The sequence below is a fragment of the Arthrobacter senegalensis genome, from assembly GCF_059091765.1.
In genome coordinates this window covers 770,223-787,716 of the sequence record NZ_JBNHGZ010000001.1, presented here as the reverse complement: position 1 = coordinate 787,716, position 17,494 = coordinate 770,223, and the positions used below count along the sequence as shown (strand labels likewise).

Genomic DNA, 17,494 nt, shown 5'->3' with positions numbered 1-17,494 from the left:
AGCACAGACTATCCGAGCGGCCTCCGGCGGCGGGAGGGCGCCGCGGTCCGGCGCAGACCGGGCCGCCTCAGCCGACGCCGCTGGGTTCTTCTTCCGCCTCGCGTACCAGCGTGAACCGGTAGCCGACGTTGCGGACCGTGCCGATCAGCTGCTCGTGGTCCGGGCCCAGCTTCGCCCGCAGCCGCCGCACATGCACGTCGACCGTGCGCGTGCCGCCGTAGTAGTCGTAGCCCCAGACCTCGTGCAGCAGCTGGTCGCGGGTGAACACCCGGCCTGGGTGCTGGGCCAGGTACTTGAGCAGTTCGAATTCCTTGTAGGTCAGGTTCAGCGGCTGTCCGCCGACGCGCGCGCTGTAGCTGGCCTCGTCGATCACCACGCCGGATGCGTGGATCTCCGTGCGGGTGTCCTGGTCGCCGGCACGGGCGCGGGCGATGACCAACCGCAGCCGCGCCTCGACTTCGGCCGGTCCGGCGGTTGCCAGCACCACGTCGTCGGCAAGCCAGTTGGCGCTGACGGCGGCCATGCCGCCTTCGGTGAGCACCAGCATCAGCGGTGCCCCCAGGCCGGTGGCCTTCAGCAACTGGGTGAGCGAGCGCGCCCCGGCCAGGTCCTTACGGGCGTCAACCATGACCACGTCGGCCGGGTCGGTTTCCAGCAGGGCGGTCGGTTCGGCCGGCAGGATGTGGACCTTGTGGTTCAGCAGCTCGAGGGCGGGCAGGACGTCGATCGACGAGCCGGAACTGTTGGTCAACAGCAGAATGTGCGGCATGGTTCCTCCAGGGGTTTCGCGGCGCACATCATCGGGCCGGGCCCGGCAGGTCCTCACACGCGCAGGCGCAGCCTGCCGGACGGTGGCATAAGTATAGCGCCGCGCCCCGCCGGGCCGCGGTTTCTCGCCCCGCCCCTGCGTCATAGGGCAGTATGACTAGCGTGAAAACGTGGATCGTCGCCGCAGCCGCTGCCGCCGTACTGTGCGCCGTCATCGGCGCCTCCTACCTCTCCCTCCCGGTGCTGACGGCGGCGGTATGCGTCGCCGCGGTGGTGATCGGGATCGGCTGGCCGGTGTTGCTGGGCGTGCCCGCCAAGAAGACCCTTGCCGCCGTCATCTCCCTGGCCGGGATTGCGACGGCGGTGCTCGCCGGGATCGCGCCCGCCGGCATGCCGCTGCTCTGGATGGCCGTGGTGATTGCGCTCGGCGTGATGGCCGTCTTCCTGATCCAGCTGCTCCGCGGCACCGGCCAGCCCCGGCGGCTCGAATCGACCTTCGGCGCCAGCGCCGGCCTGGTGCTCACCTCGCTGGGCGCCGGCTGGGTGGCCGCCGACCGGCTCTCGGCCAATGCAAACAACGGCGGAATGATGCTGGTGACCGGGATCAGCATGCTGGTGGCCATCGGCGTCTGCCTGCTGCCCTGGCCCGACCGGATCGTCGCGCCGCTGGGCGTGGTCCTGGCCCCGCTGGCAGGGGCCCTGGCCGCCCCCTTGTTCTCCACCGTCCACATGCTGCCCGCCGCGGCGGTGGGCGCCGTCGCCGGCATCATCCTGGTCAGTTTCCGCCGGCTCGTGCTGGCCGACGGCGGTCCCACCCGGCTGCCGGCGATGCTCGCCGTCGGCGCCGCCCCGGTCATGGCCGCCGGATCGCTGGTCTACTTCCTGGAGCGGATGCTGCTGCGCTGAAATGAGCGGGGCCGCCGAATGAGCGAGGTCACAGTGCGGGCCGGCGTCACGGGCAGGCATCCTGCGGCCGGGGCCGTTACTATGGAGCCATGTCGTATCTCGGTCTTGAAATTTTCTACCTGTCCCTGCTGGTCCTCGCCGGCCTTGGCATCGCGGGCTTTGCCTCGCTGGTGGTTTACCGCCTGTTCAAGGGCCAGAAGTAAGCGACCAAAGCTTAACAATGCCGATTGAACTCCCGACGGAGCTGACCCCGGAACTGGTGCCGCTGTCCTGGCTGCTGGGTACCTGGGAAGGTGCCGGCCGGTTGGGTGCGGGCGAGGAGGGGGACGAACATTTCGTCCAGAAGGCCACGTTCACGCAGAACGGCCTGCCCTACCTGCAGTACACCGCCGAGAGCTGGCTGACCGACGAGGATGGCAACCGGCTGCGCCCGCTGTCCGTGGAAACCGGCTTCTGGGCGCTGGACCGCAAGCTCAACGACGCCGACGTCGGCCCGGGCTTGGTCCCCGCCGAAATCGTGCCGGCCCTGAGGTCGGCGGACGAGGTCGAAGAGCTGCGCAACGCCGACGGCGGCTTCGATATCACCGCGACCATCGTGCACCCGGGCGGTATCTCCGAGCTCTATTACGGGCAGATCAAGGGTCCCCGCGTGCAGCTGAGCACCGACATGGTGATGCGCGGTTCGCAGTCCAAGGACTACAGCGCGGCCACGCGCATCTTCGGCCTGGTCAACAACGATCTTTACTGGCGCTGGGACGTTGCCGAGGCCAAGGGCAAGGACCTGGCCCCGCACGCCTCGGCGATCCTGGCCAAGCGCGCCTGACCGGGGAGGGAATTTGGCACGGCCGCCGGGAGTTGACGCCGGTATGACCTACCGCAGCCCTTTGCTCCTGCAACACGGCGCCGTCGAAGCCTCCGGGGCCGACGCCGGCGTCGCCGCCCACTACTCCGACCCGCTGCGCGAACAGCGCGCCCTGGCCCGCGGCGAGGCCGTCACGGACCTTTCCCACCGCGGGGTGGTGACGGTGGCCGGCGAAGACCGGCTGAGCTGGCTGAACACGCTCTCCTCGCAGTTGCTGCTGAACCTGCGGCCCGGGCAGTCCAGCGAAGCGCTGCTGCTCACGGTGCAGGGCCGGATCGAATACGACGCCCGCATTATCGACGACGGCGAACGCACCTGGCTGATCGTCGAATCCTTCGAGGCGGCGCCGCTGGCCGCATGGCTGGATTCGATGAAGTTCATGCTGCGGGTAGAGGTTGCCGATGTCTCCGCCGACTGGGCCGTGGTGGGTTCGGCCAGGCCGGTCCCGGCCTTCGAGGGCCGCCTCGTGTGGCAGGATCCGTGGCCGCAGATCGGTGCCGGCGGCTATGCCTACACCGGCATCGAGGAACCCAAGCACCCCGGCCTGGAACGGTCCTGGTACGAATACCTGCTGCCGGCGGCCGACCTGGAATCGGCCGTCTCCGGGCTACAGCTGGCCGGGGTCTGGGCCGCCGAGGCGCTGCGGATCGCCGCGTGGCGGCCGCGGGTCGGGGCGGAGACCGACGAGAAGACCATTCCGCACGAGCTGGATCTCATCCGTACCGCCGTGCACCTGGAGAAGGGCTGCTACAAGGGCCAGGAAACCATCGCCCGCGTGCATAACCTGGGCCGCCCGCCGCGCCGGCTGGTGTTCCTGCAGCTGGACGGCTCGCAGCACACGCTGCCGGTCCCGGGCAGCGACGTGATGCTCGGCGACAAGCGCGTCGGGGCGGTCACGTCCGCGGCGCAACACTACGAGATGGGACCGATTGCGCTGGCCGTGGTCAAGCGCTCGGTCGATCCGCAGGCGCAGCTGACCGTGCTGGACGACGGCGAGAGCTACGACGCCGCCCAGGAAGTGATTGTCACCCCCGACGCCGGTCAGGTGGTCGGCCGCCAGACCGGGTTCCTGCGCCCGCCGCGCTGAGCCGCGTCGGCGCGCACCCAGCCGCGTCGCGGCCCGCAGGTGCGCATGCGCTGCGCCGCGGTCAGCTCCGCTTCTGCAGAATCACCGAGGTCTGGGTGCCCGCGTCCCAGAATCCCAGGCTCGCGGCCAGCGCGCGGGAGGCCCTGTTCTCTTCGTGCGAGCGCCACTGCGGAATGAGTCCGGATGAAAGCGCCTCATGGCCGGCGATCGCCGCGATCAACGCGCCGGCTCCGCGGCGCCGGTAGGCGGGGGCGGTCAGCACGCCCACGTGGCCGAGGATCTGCTGCCACTCCTGGTAGCCGGCGCCGGCCATCGGGGTGCTGCCGTCCAGCAGCACGAACGACTTGTCCATGCCGGCCAGCCCCGCTTCGTGCGTGTCATCGGGCGGGCACCTGTCTTCCAGCCGGGCGACGTCGCTGCCCGCGGTGGACACCAGGGCCTCCCGTTCGGGCTGGACCACCGGCAGGTCTTCGGCGTAGGACAGCACGGCCTTGCCCAGCCCGTGCCCGCCGTGCTCCCGGCTCAGCAGCATCAGCGTCTGGTGTTCGGCCAGGTCGTCGTCCGAGTACCGGGCGGCCGCGGCGAGGGCCCAATCCGGCCCCACCAGCGCTGAGCGGCCAAACAAGCGCACGAAGGTGAGCGTCCCGGCGTCCTCGTTGATCCTGGTCAGCCGGTCGCCGGCCGCGGTGAAGGCGTTGTCGGAAAATCCGAGCAACCGTGCCCACGCCAGCAGCACAATGTCAGCCGTCCCTGCGTCCAATCGCATACCTGCCACACTACTGAACGCTTAGCCGAAGAGAACCCTTGCCTCGTCGTAACGATGCTGGGGGACGGTTTTTAGATTGTTCAGCGCCGACTCGAAGCCCACGTGCACGACGTCCGTGCCCTTCAGTGCCACCATGGAGCCCCAGCGCTTCTCCACCACCGAGTCCACGGCCGCCATGCCCAGGCGGGTGGCCAGCACGCGGTCGTAGCCGGAGGGGACTCCGCCGCGCTGGATGTGCCCCAGCGTGGTGGCGCGCGTTTCGATCCCGGTGCGCGCCTCAAGTTCGGGGGCCAGCCGCTCGCCGATGCCGCCGAGCCTCGGCCGCCCGAAGCTGTCCACACCGCGCTCGGCGTGCGGGCCCAGTTCGCCGTCGGGGACCCAGCCCTCGGCCACCACCACCAGCGGCGCGCGGCCGCGCTTCTGCGCGTGCAGCACCCAGTCGGATACCTGGTCCATGCTCACGCTCTGCTCGGGAATCAGGATGGCGTGCGCGCCGGTGGCCATGCCCGCGTGCAGCGCGATCCAGCCCACGTTGCGGCCCATCACCTCGGCGATCATGCAGCGGTGGTGCGATTCGCCGGTGGTGCGCAGCCGGTCGATCGCCTCGGTGGCGATCTGCACCGCGGTGTCGAAACCGAAGGTGTAGTCGGTGGCTTCCAGGTCGTTGTCGATGGTCTTGGGCACGCCGACGATCTTCAGCCCGCTTTGGGTGAGCCGGTAGGCGCCGGCCAGGGTGCCCTCGCCGCCGATCACGATCACCGCGTCCACGCCCAACCGGTCCAGCGTCTGCTGGATCTTCTCCGGCCCGCCGTTGGGACCCTCGAACGGGTTGGTGCGCGAGGTGCCCAGGATCGTGCCGCCCTGCTTGGAGATGCCCCGCACCTGGTGCCGCGGCAGTTCCATGATGTCGCCCTCCAGCACGCCGCGCCAGCCGTCGCGGAAGCCGACAAACTCGTGCCCGTGCGCGGTGATGCCCTTGAGCACGATGCCGCGGATCACCGCATTCAGGCCGGGGCAATCCCCGCCGCTGGTCATGATGCCAATCCTCATGGGTACTCCTTCTCGGTTGCTGGCCGGTCGGCGCGAGCACCCCATTGAGCCCGCCTCAATCCTATGCAGGAACCGGGGCCCGAGTCATTCCGGCCGCGAGCGGCTCCGGCGGCGGGGAACCCTGCCGGGCGGGACGGCGCCTCAGGCGGGCAGCAGGCCGTGCTGCATGGCGACGACGACGGCGCGCGTGCGGTCGTCGACGTCGAGCTTGGCGAAGATCCGCAGCAGGTGCGTCTTCACCGTGGTCTCGGCGATGAACAGCCGGGCGGCGATTTCCGGGTTGCTCAGGCCGTCGGCCACGGCCCCCAGCACCTCGGTCTCCCGGGCCGACAGCGCCGGCGGCGCGGGCGAGCGCAGCCGGGAGACCAGCTTGGCCGCGATGGGCGGGGCCAGGACCGTTTCGCCCCGGGCGGCGGCGTAGACCGCGGCGATCAGCGCCTCGCCGGGGGTGTCCTTGAGCAGGTAGCCGACCGCGCCGGCCTCCACCGCGCGGACGATGTCGGCGTCGCCGTCGTAGGTGGTCAGGATCAGCACCTTGGTGCCCGGCCGGGCGGCAACGATCCGCGCGGTGGCGTCGGCGCCGTCCAGCCGCGGCATCCGCAGGTCCATCAGGACGACGTCGGCGCCCAGGTCCAGCGCGGCACTCACCGCCGCGGCGCCGTCGGGAGCCTGGGCCACCACCTCCAGCCGGTCCTCGGTGCCCAGCAGGCCGGCCAGCCCGGCGCGGACCACGGGGTGGTCGTCGGCGATGACGACCCGGATGCGGGGGGCTTCGGTGGTGGCCCCGGTGTCGTTGCCCGGGCTGTCCGGTCGGGGTTCAGCGGACATTGCCGGCTCCTTGCAGCTGCAGCGGGATGGTCATGGTCAGCCGGGTGCCGTCGCCCGGTGCCGAGCGCACGTCGAGGCTGCCGCCGATTTCGGACAGCCGCTCGGCCATGGCGCGCAGCCCGTAGCTGTCGCCGGAGGCCCCCGCCCCGGGGACGAAGCCGGCGCCGTCGTCGTCCACGGAGAGCACCAGGGACACTCCGTCGAGGTGCAGCCGCAGCCGCGCGGAGCCCGCCCCGGCGTGCCGGCGGACGTTGTTCAGGGCCTCCTGCGCGGCCCGCAGCACCACCACCTGCTGCGCCGGCGTCAGTTCCGGCAGCGCAGCCGGCAGCTCCACGCTCAGCCGGGCGCCGTCCAGGCCGGTGGCCTCGAGCCGCCGCAGCGCGCCAAGCAGGTCGCCGCCGGCCAGCTGCGTGGGGCCGGAGGCCGCGATCAGGGCCCGCGCTTCCTGCAGGTTGTCCCGTGCGGTGTCCCGGATCCCGGCCAGGGAGGACGCAAGCACCGCCGGGACCGGGGTACCGGCCTTGCGCAGCTGCGCCTGGGCCGCCTCCGAGAGCATCACGATCGAGGTGAAGCCCTGCGCCAGCGTGTCGTGGATCTCGCGGGCCATCCGCTCCCGCTCGGCCATGGCGCCCTGGCGCTCGTGCGCGGCCCCCAGTTCCGCCCGGGCGGCGTTGAGCTCCGCGATCAGGTCCGCCCGCTGCTCGCTCTGTTCGATGATCTTGTAGATCCACAGGCCCAGCAGCGTGCTGGCCAGGAAGGAGATCACCGCCTGCAGCCCGGCGGCCAGCAGTCCGGCGGCGCCGGTGCCGTACAGGTGCAGCTGGCCGGCGGCCACGAGCACGCAGATCAGCGCGGAGGCGGCAACGCCGTTGCGCTCCGACCCCGCGAACATCCACACCTGCGGGAACGCGATGAAGAGGATGATCGAGCCGGCGCCGGAGAGGAACGCCAGGTAGGTCACCACGGCGATCAGAAGCACCACGTACAGCTTCGGCTTCCAGGTGTGCAGGTCCTTCGCCCGGGTCAGGAACGGGTAGGCGGCCCCGAGCAGAACGAGGGACGCGACCGCCGATGCCTTGGCGGGATTCCCCGCCTCAGCGCTGACCCAGACGATGACGGCGACGGTCGCCAGCGCCACGTAGAACCCGAGGTGCCACCACTTCAGGCCCCGGAACCAGATCGAGTCCCCGACGGACGGCGGGGCAGGCGCCGGCGCAACCGCGGATTCACTCATGGCATCACCTTACGACGGCCCCGCCGCCCGGCCGGCGCGGCGCCCTGCCGCGGGGGACTACTTCTGCGGCGGCCAACGGAACATCAGCCGGGTCAGCACCAGGCCGGCCGCCAGCCAGCTGAGGATCACGACGGCGGACATCCCCAGGTTCCAGCTCCCGCCGGGCTCCACGGCCTCCCAGCCCTCCGGCAGGAACACCGAGCGCATGCCGCTGGCCGTCCAGCGCAGCGGCGTCAGGTCCGCAAGGCCGCGCAGCCAGTCCGGGATCTGCGGGAACGGGAAATAGACGCCGGAGATGAAGGACAGCAGCAGCGGCGGCACGGCCGCCATGGTGGAGGCGGAGGGCCCGGACCTGGCCAGGCAGGCGAAGGCGATCCCCACCGCCGACCAGGCCGCCGTGGACCCCAGGAGCAGCCACGCGAACGTCAGCCAGGCCTCCGGCGTCGCCGGCAGGGGCACATCGAACAGGAACCGCGCGCCCAGCAGCAGCAGGGCCGTTTGCGTCAGGATCAGGACCAGCGTCATGCCGGTCTTGCCCAGGAAGTAGGACAGGCTGGGCAGCGGTGTTCCGGCCAGCCGCTTGATGCTGCCGTTGAACCGTTCGGCGGCCACGTAGGCGCTGAGGTTTTGGAAGCCACTCAGGACCGTGCCCAGCGCCAGCATCGCGGGCAGGAAGTACTCGGCCGGGCGCAGCAGCGACTCCGGCCGCGCCGGATCACCCATCGACGCGTCCTCGCCGAAGACGGTGCTGAACAGGCCCATCATGATCAGCGGGAACAGCAGGGTGAAGACCACCGCGGCCGGGTCGCGCGAGAACATCCGCACCTCCAGCAGCGTCCGTTTCCAGCCCAGCAGCACGGCGTTCGGCCGCCAAGCCCGGAATGCCCCGGGGCGGCCGGATGTAGACGGGGCGGACACGGCGGGGCCGGATGTCGAGGGGGACGGGGCGTTCATGCCGCGTCGGTCCTGTCCGTGCCGTGCTGCTGCAGCAACTGAAGGTAGATGTCCTCGAGGTGCGGCACGCGCACCTGCAGGTTGGCCGGCTCGCGCCGCCCGCCGCCGCTGAGCCGGTGCACCAGCGCCGCCGGCTCGTCGGTCGTTTCAAGGTGGTCGCCGGCCTCGTCCGTCCAGCTGACCCTGGGCCGGCGCAGTGCCGCCCCGCCGATCGTTGCGGGCGTGCCTTCGGCCACCAGCCGTCCCGCGGCGATGACGCCCAGCCGGTCCGCCAGCTGCTCGGCTTCGTCGAGGTAGTGCGTGGTGAGCACGATCGTGGTGCCGTCGGAACCCAGGCGGCGGATCAGCTCCCAGAAGGACCGCCTGGCCTCCGGGTCGAAGCCGGTCGTCGGTTCGTCTAGGAACAACAGGTCGGGATTGCCGATCAGGCCCATGGCCACGTCCAGCCGCCGGCGCTGGCCGCCCGAGAGGGCGCCGATCCGCGCGCCGGCCTTTTCCTCCAGCCCGACGGCGGCGATCACCTCGTCGACCGGGCGCGGGGCGGGGTAGTAGGCGGCGAGGGCGCGCAGCGACTCGGCCACCTTCAGCTCGCCGGCGTCGGTGGCCTCCTGCAGCACGACCCCGATGCGGGCACGGAACGACGGCGCCGCCCGGTACGGGTCGACGCCGAGCACGGCGGCGCGGCCGGAGGTCGGCTTCCGGTGGCCCTCCATCATCTCGATGGTGGTGGATTTGCCGGCCCCGTTGGGCCCGAGCAGCGCGTACGTTTCGCCCGTGCGGATCTGCAGCGTGATGCCGTCCACGGCGCGGAAAGTTCCGCCGCCGGCACGGGGGTACTCCTTCACCAACCGGTCGAGGACGACGGCGGCGCCCGGCGGGGCAGGATCGGATGCGGTGGCGGGTGTTCTCATGCTTCCAGCATGCTCCGCCCGGGGCCGTGGCCGGAACGTCCGTCCTGCCGACTCCCTTGTCCTCCGGCCGGTGGACAGCGGATCAGGATTTGCGGGCGAGCAGCTTCTCCAGCGCGATGCTGCCGTCGTACTTCGGCAGCAGCAGCCACAACACCAGGTAGGTGCCGATGCCGACGCCGGGGAACAGGAAGACCAGCAAGGTGGCGATCCGCACCCACATCACGTCCCAGCCGAACCTGGCGGCGATGCCGCCGCAAATGCCGGCGACCCAGCGGTCGGGGCCGCGGCGGACGGGGCTGGAGCGGAGCACTCGGTAGAAGGTATCCATGGCACCATGCTTTCGTGTTCGGGAGCTGTTGTCACTGCCGGTTCGTCGAAGGCGGCCCGCGCGGGTGGCGCGGGCCGCCTTCGTTGTCGGTCTGGGTGGGGGTGTGGTCCTGTCGGTCCTTGGGCTGGCGGTCCCGGGTTAGCGGTCCCGGTTGCGGGTGGCGCTCAGGACGCCGGCGACCACCAGGGCGATGCCGGAGCCGATCAGCAGGGCGATCATCACGTAGGCCCAGTTGAAGCTGATGTCCCACCAGGTCCCGGCGAGCACCAGCAGGCCGACGGCCACGGCGATCAAGCCCCAGATGATGGTGCCGACGCGGGGACGGCGATCCTGGTCGCGGTTCAGTTGGCTGCTCATCGGATTTCCTCCAGTTCGCTGACGGTCACGATGTCGACGTTGCTGGCCACGCCCCGGACGGCCAGGACGATTTCCGGCGCTCCGCCGTCGTCGTTGATGGTGTAGCTTCCCGGCTGCCAGAACCCGGACTGCCGGCCGCTGTCCGCGCCGGTGACGTATTCGACGTTGCCCAGCGCCATCTGCGTTTCCACCTTCACCGGGACGTCGTCGGGGATGATGACGGTGATGGAGGAGGCCACGGCGTTGACCGGGACGACGACCGGGCCGCCGAAACGGGAACCGGAGACGGCGCGCAGGTCCACGGTGCCGTCGCCGGCCACGACGCTGTAGCCGTCACCCTGGGCCGGGGTCGCGGTCGAGGTCCAGGTGCGGCTGGAGGCGATGGCGTAGTTGGAGGCCGTCCACTGCGTTCCCGCGGAGAAGGCCAGCGCCAGGACCAGTCCCACCGCGGCCAGGAAACCGAGGACGCCGGAGGTTCGGCCGACGGCGCCCAGCACCACGACGCCGATGCCGATCACGACCAGCGCCGCGGCGATGGCGACGGGCACGACATTCCGGCCCAGCTCAACGAATTCCAGCGCGTTGAGCCCCAGGACCACGCCGGCGGCCAGCATGGCGGCGCCCAGGGTCAGGGCGATGGCCGCACCCGAGGGGCCGCGGGGGGCGGGCTTGTAGGGCCGCGGCGCGGGCTGGGGATACGGGCGCGGCTGCGGATAGGCCTGCCGCGGCGGGCCCTGCTGGCCGCCGTGGCCCGCGTTGCCGTATCCGGTCGCGGAAGCCGGCGTCGAACCGTAGGCGGCGCCGGTGGTGCCGGAGGTGCCGGGGGCGCCGTAGTAGGCGGAGGTACCGCTGCCGGTGGCCGGCGCAGGCGGGAAGCCGTCCGCTCCGGTCGGTGCCGAATCCGGTGCGCCTGCCTTGTTGCGCGTGGCGAGCCAGTAGATGAAGAACCCCACCGCGCCCAGCCAGATCACGGCCCAGACGAAGCCGCCGAAGCCCCAGCCGCCGTCGTTGTTGAACCCGAAGATCCAGCTGAACGGGCGGCTGAACACGCCGAGGGCCGTGAAGATCACCGCGCCGGTCATGCCTGCCGTCCAGTTGCTGCGGCCGGCTTCTTCCGCATGGATCCGGCCGTCCGGCTCGGGCAGCAGGGCCCAGGCCACGCCGTAGAGCAGCACGCCGATGCCGCCGAAGACGGCGAGCAGGATGAACAGCCCGCGGACCAGGATCGGGTCCAGCCCGATCCGGTGTGCGACGCCGGAGGCCACCCCGCCGATCCAGCGGTCCTGCCCGCGGGAAACGCCGAGGTTGCGGAACCAGCTGAAGAACGCGTTGCTGTGCGCGGGGAAGCCGCCGGCGGGCGGCGGGGGGTAAGCGCCGGCGCTGCCCGGAGGCGGCGGGAAGTTGCCGCCGCCTCCGTCACGGCCGGCGTAACCGGTCCCGTCGGCCCCGGCCGCGTTTGCGTAGCCGGGATCGTGGTGGCCCGCGCCCAGCGGCAGGGTGGGGTTGGTGCCCGGAAGGATGGGCTGGGTCGGATTGGCGGGTGCGTCGTCGTCCTCTGCCGCCTGGACGGTCCGGGGCTCGTCGGGAACGGGCGCCTGGGGCGCTGCCGGGGCGGATTCCTGCCCGGATTCGGGAACTGCCGGTTGCTGGTCCGGTTCGTCTGTTCGGTCGCTGCCGTCGTTATCCGACGGGCTCGGTGCGTGTGAGGTCATGGTTTGATCATTCCAACCGGCAGCCCGCTCCTCTATGGGGTGCCACCCTGACCCTTCCCTGACCGGCCGGCCGGGTTCCCCTGATTCGGCGCCACCCGGTAGGTCGGGTGCGCCCGCGCGTGCTTGGATTGACCCATGAGAGAACCACTCGTCCGCTCCACCGAGGACCGCATTATCGCGGGCGTGTGTACCGGCCTGGCCCGGCACCTGGGCACCTCGGTCGGGATCGTCCGGGTCGGCATGGTGGTCCTGGCGATCGCCGGGGGAGCGGGTGTGCTGCTCTATGTCTGGCTTTGGCTGCTGGTGCCGACCGCGGCCGACGAGGCCCTGGCAGCCGAGCGCGCCTTCAATCCCCGCGGCATCGCCGAGAACTTCGCACGGGGATTCGGCCCGCCCCGTCCCGGCCAGGAGGGGAACGGCCGGCCGGTCGTGCAGGCGGCCGGCCTGCCGGTGGGCCGCCCCGTCGCGCAGCCCGGCCCGCCCCCGCGCCGCCCGGGCGGGCAACCCGGAGCGCTTCCGCAGGCCGCGGTCGGCGCCCCGCGGCTGATGCAGCGCGGCGGCGGCAAGGAAATCCTGATCGGCGCGGCCCTGGTCCTCGCGGGCGGCGCCGTCGTCGCCCAACTGGCGGGCATCAACCTGCCGTGGGGGACCTGGCTGCCGGTCCTCGCCATCGCGGCCGGCGCGGTGATCGCGTGGATGCAGCTGGATGATTCCCGGCGCAGCGGCCTGATGGACCGCGCCGGGGCGACCGGGGCGCAAGGCGCCGTGCGGTTGCTGGCCGGGCTGGTCCTGGTGGTGGCCGGCATCGTCACCATGGTGTCCGGTTCGATTACCTGGGAGGCCATGTGGCCCACGCTGTTTGCCTCGCTGGCCGTCCTGGCCGGGGTCCTGCTGGTTTTGGCGCCGTGGGTGCTGAAGTACTGGCGGGACCTGGAGACGGAACGCTCCGGCCGGATCCGGGAAACCGAACGCGCGGAGATCGCCGCGCACCTGCACGATTCGGTGCTGCAGACGCTCGCCCTGATCCAGAACCGCGCCGGTTCGGAACACGACGTCACCCGGTTGGCCCGCGCCCAGGAACGGGAACTGCGCGAATGGCTCTACCGGGACAGGCGGCAGGAAGAGGGCAACCTGGTGGACCGCGTGAAGGCGGTGGCCGCGGAAATCGAAGACGCCTACGGGCATCCCGTGGACGTCGTCGCCGTGGGCGACAGCGACATGACCGACCGGCACGAGGTCCTGGTGCATGCCACCCGGGAGGCGGTGCAGAACGCGGCGAAGCACGCCGGCGGCCCCATCTCCGTCTACGTTGAATGCACGCCGGGCAGCAGCGAAATCTTCGTCCGGGACCGCGGTCCCGGGTTCGAGCCCGCCGCCGTGCCGCCGGACCGGATGGGCGTGCGCGAATCACTGATCGGCCGGATGGAGCGGCACGGCGGCCAGGCAAAAATCCGCAACACCGGCAGCGGCACCGAAGTCCATCTCAGCCTGCAGCACCCCCAGGAAGGAACCGCATCGTGACCGAACCCATCCGCGTGGTCGTCGTCGACGACCACGCCATCTTCCGTTCCGGCTTGAAAGCGGACCTGGACGGGCGGATCGAGGTGGTCGCCGAGGCCGCGACCGTGGAGCAAGCGATCGCGGCCATCCACGAGCAGCGGCCCGCGGTCGTCCTCCTGGACGTGCACCTGCCCGGAGGCAGGGGCGGCGGCGGGGCCGAGGTTGTCGCGGGCTGCGCCGACCTGCTGGCGGAGACCAAATTCCTGGCGCTGAGCGTGTCCGACTCCGCCGAAGACGTCGTCACCGTCATCCGGGCCGGCGCCCGCGGGTACGTCACCAAGACAATCTCCGGCGCCGAAATATCCGACGCCGTGGAGCGCGTGGCCGGAGGCGACGCTGCCTTCTCGCCGCGGCTGGCCGGGTTCGTCCTGGACGCCTTCGGCACCGCAGCCGTAGCCAACGTTGACGACGAACTGGACAAGCTCTCCGCGCGCGAACTGGAGGTCATGCGGCTCATCGCCCGCGGCTACCAGTACAAGGAAGTAGCCAAGGAACTGTTCATCTCCATTAAGACCGTCGAAACGCACGTCTCGTCCGTGCTGCGCAAGCTCCAGCTGTCCTCCCGGCACGAACTGACCCGCTGGGCTGTTGACCGCCGGATCCTATAGCAGGGGCACCGGGCCCTGTCGTACCCCCAGGCGCCGGTGGTAGCTTGGGGGAACTGTCAGGACCGACGAGCGCAGGAGGATTCATGACCGACTCCCCACGGCACGACGAACTTCCGCTGCCGGACTACGACCACATACCCCTGGGCACGCTCCCGACCCGGATCACCGGGCTGGACGAGCAGGGAATGACGGAGCTCCTGACCTACGAGCGGGAGCATGGAAACCGGCTCCCGGTCGTCCAGGTCCTTGAGCGCCGGCTCGAGGAGTTGCGTGCCGGAGCAGAGCCAAGCGGCACCACGGTGCCGGACATGCCCGAGGTCGGCGGAAGCCAAGGCGGCTCCGCGGCGCAGCCGGAAACCTCGGGCCCACGGGTCGTGCCGCCGTTCCACGGCAATCCGGCCCACCAGTCCCAGCCGGAAAAGTAGCCGGAACGCCACGGCCGGCCGGGCTGCCCCTGGGCAGTCCGGCCGGCACCGTTTCGGGCGGCTACTTGGCCTTCGCCAGGAAATCCTGCAGCCGGCCGACGCCGGTGGCCAGGTCTTCGTCGCCAAGGGCGTAGGACAACCGCACGAAGCCGGACGGCCCGAAGGCCTCGCCGGGAACGACGGCGACCTCGACCTCGTCGAGGATCAGCGAGGCGAGCTCGGCGGAGGTCGCCGGACGGATGGTGCCGTCCGCCGTCGGGAATTCCTTGCCCAGCAGCCCGCGGACGTCGGCGTAGGCGTAGAACGCGCCCTCCGGCGTCGGGCATTCGACGCCGGCGATGGCGTTCAGGCCCTCGACCATGGCCTTGCGGCGCCGGTCGAAGGCAACCTTCATCTCGTCCACCGCGGTCAGCGGTCCGGACACGGCGGCCAGCGCCGCCATCTGGGACACATTGGCCACGTTGGAGGTGGCGTGGGACTGCATATTGGTGGCGGCCTTGACCACGTCCTTCGGGCCGATCATCCAGCCCACCCGCCAGCCGGTCATGGCGTAGGTCTTGGCCACGCCGTTGAGGATGACGACTTTGTCGCCCAGCTCCGGCGCGGCCGTCGCGATGGAGGTGAAGGGCACGCCGTCGTAGGTGAGGTGCTCGTAGATCTCGTCGGTGATGACCCACAGGCCCTTGGACGCGGCCCACCGGCCGATCTCGGCAACCTGTTCCGGCTGGTAGACGGCACCGGTCGGGTTGGACGGGGAGACGAAGAGCAGCACCTTGGTTTTGTCGGTCAGCGCGCCTTCGAGCTGGTCGACGGTGACCAGATAGCCCTGCTCCGGCCCGGCGAAGACCTCCACCGGGACGCCGCCGGCCAGCCGGATCGCCTCGGGGTAGGTGGTCCAGAACGGCGTGGGGACCAGGACCTCGTCGCCCGGATCCAACAAGGTGGCGAAGGATTCGTACACGGCCTGCTTGCCGCCGTTGGTCACCAGCACCTGGGCCGGGTCCACCCGGTAGCCGGAATCGCGCAGCGTCTTGTCCGCGATGGCCTGCTTCAGTTCGGGCAGGCCGCCGGCGGGGGAGTAGCGGTGGAAGCGCGGCTGGCGCGCGGCCTCGATGGCGGCCTCCACGATGTAGTCCGGGGTCGGGAAGTCCGGTTCGCCCGCCCCGAAGCCGATCACCGGGCGCCCGGCAGCCTTCAGCGCTTTTGCCTTGGCATCGACGGCGAGGGTGGCGGATTCGGCGATGGACGCAATGCGCCGGGAGACGCGGGCGTTGGCAGGCATGGTGTTCCCGTCTTCAGTAGCGTGTAGGACTGTTCCCTAGTCTAGGTGCAGGCCGAGTCCGGGTGCAGCCCGTCGGAGGTACGGCCCGTTGCCGGGTGCCCGCACGGCCCCTTGGTCAGCGGGCCGGCGGAAATGTTGCATAATGGATCAGTCGCCTTGTGGGCGGCAAACGGGGTTCGGTTCGACGTCGGCGCATCGCTGGCGTAAACTGGATCTTCGGTGTTGAAAACGCCATGATGTTCCATGCCCGCGCGGCGGGGCATCCGGCGGTATTCGGCTCCATAGGGTAGTGGCGCAATTGGTAGCGCAGCGGTCTCCAAAACCGCAGGTTGCAGGTTCGAGTCCTGTCTGCCCTGCGCAGAACCGCCGCAGACATAGACTGCAGCAGTTCAGCATCCCAGCACGAAGCAGCGGTCCAGGCCGGCCGAGGCCGTCCGGGGGCCGGACACCGGACAGAATGAGTGAGGCCAGGTTGACCGATACGTCTTCCAGCAGTCCCCAGGGACGCCCCACCGGACGAAAGACCGAGAAGCGCGGTCTCTTCGCCCGGATCATTTTGTTTGTCCGCCAGGTCGTTGCCGAACTCAAAAAGGTCGTCACGCCGACCCGCAAGGAATTGCTGAACTACACGCTGGTGGTGATCGCTTTTGTGGCGGTCATGATGTTGATCGTCACGGCACTGGATCTGGTTTTCGGCCAGGGCGCGTTCTTCGTCTTCGGAGACGGCATACCCGAACAGTAACGTCCGCGTTGCGGCAGCCGTACGGATGGATACGACGACGGCGCAAAGCCGCCGCGAGTCAAGTGAGCTGAAGAAGAAAGCAGGAAGCTAAGTGTCCGACCAGGAACTCGAAGCCCAGAACTCCGAAGAGAACGCGGAGCTGGAAGCCGACGAGCAGGTTACCGGGACCGGCACCGACGAGGTGCCGGCTTTTGGCGTTGACGCCGCAGAAGAGGCTGCCGGTGCCGATCTGGCGAGCGAGCTTGACCAGGCCGCCGACGACGCCCCCGTCCTCGACGAGGCCGCCGAAGCCGCCGCCGAGGCGGACCTGACCGAAGCCGAGGCCGCCGACGGGGCCCCGGAGGAGACCGGGCCGGCCGAAGAAGCCGAAGAGGTTGAGCAGACCGAAGAGGAAGCCCTCGAAGCCTTCCGGGCCAAGCTGCGCCGCCAGCCCGGCGACTGGTACGTCATCCACTCCTACGCCGGCTACGAAAACCGTGTGAAGGTCAACCTGGAGACCCGCATCCAGACCCTGAACATGGAAGACTTTATCTACGAGATCCAGGTCCCGATGGAAGAGGTCGTGGAGATCAAGAACACCACGCGCAAGCTGGTCAAGCGCGTGCGCATCCCGGGTTACGTGCTGGTCCGGATGGACCTGACCGACGCCTCATGGGGCGCCGTCCGCCACACCCCCGGCGTGACCGGGTTCGTCGGCAACGCCCACAACCCGGTGCCGCTGAGCCTGAAGGAAGTTGCTTCCATGCTGGAGCACACCATCACGGGCACCAAGACGGAAGCCGGCGGCAAGGCTGCGGGCAAGTCGACGGCACCGAGCACGCCGATCACCGTCAACTTCGAGGTCGGCGAGTCCGTCACCGTCAACGACGGGCCGTTCGAGACGCTGCCGGCAACGATTTCCGAAATCAAGCCGGAATCCCAGCAGCTGGTGGTGCTGGTGACCATCTTCGAGCGCGAAACCCCGGTGACGCTCTCGTTCAGCCAGGTCACCAAGATCCACTAACCAAGACTTCGTGCGGATACGGACCCGCTTTGTCCGAATCCGCACGGCCGGCCGCCAAGCCATGGCGGCCAACCACCGCCGGCACGCTCCTGTGCCGCCGGTACGTAATGT

19 protein-coding genes and 1 tRNA gene are annotated in these 17,494 nt (G+C 70.3%); 9 read left to right on the top strand and 11 right to left on the bottom strand.

Annotated elements, in window-relative coordinates; all coding sequences use genetic code 11:
- Positions 1–67 precede the first annotated feature (67 nt).
- Positions 68–769, bottom strand: coding sequence for a winged helix-turn-helix transcriptional regulator (locus AC5RVG_RS03675; RefSeq protein ID WP_494000524.1), 702 nt, complete (start codon positions 767–769; stop codon positions 68–70).
- A gap of 152 nt (positions 770–921) precedes the next feature.
- On the opposite strand from AC5RVG_RS03675, the gene AC5RVG_RS03670 reads away from it, so the two are divergent.
- The 3 genes from AC5RVG_RS03670 to ygfZ all read left to right on the top strand — a co-directional run bounded on the left by AC5RVG_RS03670 (position 922) and on the right by ygfZ (position 3,623).
- Positions 922–1,674, top strand: a complete 753-nt coding sequence (locus tag AC5RVG_RS03670) for a hypothetical protein (protein ID WP_494000523.1) — start codon at positions 922–924, stop codon at positions 1,672–1,674.
- Positions 1,675–1,894: 220 nt separating this feature from the next.
- Entirely contained in the window at positions 1,895–2,497 is a 603-nt protein-coding gene (locus AC5RVG_RS03665) for a nitrobindin family protein (RefSeq protein ID WP_493980177.1), read from the top strand.
- Positions 2,498–2,540: 43 nt separating this feature from the next.
- Complete coding sequence (gene ygfZ, locus AC5RVG_RS03660; RefSeq protein WP_494012749.1) at positions 2,541–3,623, top strand: CAF17-like 4Fe-4S cluster assembly/insertion protein YgfZ; 1,083 nt, start codon at positions 2,541–2,543, stop codon at positions 3,621–3,623.
- A 61-nt stretch (positions 3,624–3,684) separates the two neighbouring features.
- On the opposite strand, the gene AC5RVG_RS03655 is transcribed toward ygfZ, so the two are convergent.
- The 9 genes from AC5RVG_RS03655 to AC5RVG_RS03615 form a co-directional block, all read right to left on the bottom strand.
- Entirely contained in the window at positions 3,685–4,389 is a 705-nt protein-coding gene (locus AC5RVG_RS03655; protein ID WP_494012748.1) for a GNAT family N-acetyltransferase, read from the bottom strand.
- 21 nt (positions 4,390–4,410) lie between these two features.
- The gene (locus tag AC5RVG_RS03650; protein WP_494000520.1) at positions 4,411–5,439 is read right to left on the bottom strand and encodes a 6-phosphofructokinase; all 1,029 of its coding nucleotides are present in this window, start codon (positions 5,437–5,439) and stop codon (positions 4,411–4,413) included.
- A 141-nt stretch (positions 5,440–5,580) separates the two neighbouring features.
- Positions 5,581–6,267: a response regulator gene (locus AC5RVG_RS03645; protein WP_494012747.1), complete on the bottom strand. Its 687-nt coding sequence runs from the start codon at positions 6,265–6,267 to the stop codon at positions 5,581–5,583.
- Positions 6,257–7,501, bottom strand: coding sequence for a sensor histidine kinase (locus AC5RVG_RS03640; RefSeq protein ID WP_494012746.1), 1,245 nt, complete (start codon positions 7,499–7,501; stop codon positions 6,257–6,259). The genes AC5RVG_RS03645 and AC5RVG_RS03640 overlap by 11 nt, the downstream gene beginning before the upstream one ends.
- Positions 7,502–7,558: 57 nt before the next feature.
- Entirely contained in the window at positions 7,559–8,455 is an 897-nt protein-coding gene (locus AC5RVG_RS03635; protein ID WP_494012745.1) for an ABC transporter permease, read from the bottom strand.
- On the bottom strand, positions 8,452–9,366 hold the full coding sequence (locus AC5RVG_RS03630) for an ABC transporter ATP-binding protein (protein WP_494012744.1): 915 nt from the start codon (positions 9,364–9,366) through the stop codon (positions 8,452–8,454). Before AC5RVG_RS03630 ends, AC5RVG_RS03635 begins: the two co-directional genes overlap by 4 nt.
- Positions 9,367–9,448: 82 nt before the next feature.
- Positions 9,449–9,694: a PspC domain-containing protein gene (locus AC5RVG_RS03625; RefSeq protein WP_494012743.1), complete on the bottom strand. Its 246-nt coding sequence runs from the start codon at positions 9,692–9,694 to the stop codon at positions 9,449–9,451.
- Positions 9,695–9,832: 138 nt separating this feature from the next.
- On the bottom strand, positions 9,833–10,051 hold the full coding sequence (locus tag AC5RVG_RS03620) for a hypothetical protein (RefSeq protein ID WP_493980168.1): 219 nt from the start codon (positions 10,049–10,051) through the stop codon (positions 9,833–9,835).
- Positions 10,048–11,763, bottom strand: a complete 1,716-nt coding sequence (locus AC5RVG_RS03615) for a PspC domain-containing protein (protein WP_494012742.1) — start codon at positions 11,761–11,763, stop codon at positions 10,048–10,050. The genes AC5RVG_RS03620 and AC5RVG_RS03615 overlap by 4 nt, the downstream gene beginning before the upstream one ends.
- Positions 11,764–11,898: 135 nt before the next feature.
- On the opposite strand from AC5RVG_RS03615, the gene AC5RVG_RS03610 reads away from it, so the two are divergent.
- The 3 genes from AC5RVG_RS03610 to AC5RVG_RS03600 all read left to right on the top strand — a co-directional run bounded on the left by AC5RVG_RS03610 (position 11,899) and on the right by AC5RVG_RS03600 (position 14,356).
- Complete coding sequence (locus AC5RVG_RS03610; RefSeq protein WP_494012741.1) at positions 11,899–13,284, top strand: ATP-binding protein; 1,386 nt, start codon at positions 11,899–11,901, stop codon at positions 13,282–13,284.
- The gene (locus AC5RVG_RS03605; RefSeq protein WP_494000511.1) at positions 13,281–13,931 is read left to right on the top strand and encodes a LuxR C-terminal-related transcriptional regulator; all 651 of its coding nucleotides are present in this window, start codon (positions 13,281–13,283) and stop codon (positions 13,929–13,931) included. Before AC5RVG_RS03610 ends, AC5RVG_RS03605 begins: the two co-directional genes overlap by 4 nt.
- Before the next feature lie 83 nt (positions 13,932–14,014).
- Positions 14,015–14,356, top strand: coding sequence for a DUF8129 domain-containing protein (locus AC5RVG_RS03600; protein WP_494012740.1), 342 nt, complete (start codon positions 14,015–14,017; stop codon positions 14,354–14,356).
- Between the two features lie 61 nt (positions 14,357–14,417).
- On the opposite strand, the gene AC5RVG_RS03595 is transcribed toward AC5RVG_RS03600, so the two are convergent.
- Positions 14,418–15,638, bottom strand: coding sequence for a pyridoxal phosphate-dependent aminotransferase (locus tag AC5RVG_RS03595; protein WP_494012739.1), 1,221 nt, complete (start codon positions 15,636–15,638; stop codon positions 14,418–14,420).
- A gap of 283 nt (positions 15,639–15,921) precedes the next feature.
- Here AC5RVG_RS03595 and AC5RVG_RS03590 point away from each other — a divergent pair.
- From AC5RVG_RS03590 to nusG, 3 genes are all read left to right on the top strand, one after another.
- Positions 15,922–15,994: transfer RNA gene (locus AC5RVG_RS03590), tRNA-Trp, on the top strand.
- A 116-nt stretch (positions 15,995–16,110) separates the two neighbouring features.
- Entirely contained in the window at positions 16,111–16,380 is a 270-nt protein-coding gene (gene secE, locus AC5RVG_RS03585) for a preprotein translocase subunit SecE (RefSeq protein WP_494000508.1), read from the top strand.
- Between the two features lie 91 nt (positions 16,381–16,471).
- Complete coding sequence (gene nusG / locus AC5RVG_RS03580) at positions 16,472–17,383, top strand: transcription termination/antitermination protein NusG (RefSeq protein ID WP_494012738.1); 912 nt, start codon at positions 16,472–16,474, stop codon at positions 17,381–17,383.
- Positions 17,384–17,494 lie beyond the last annotated feature (111 nt).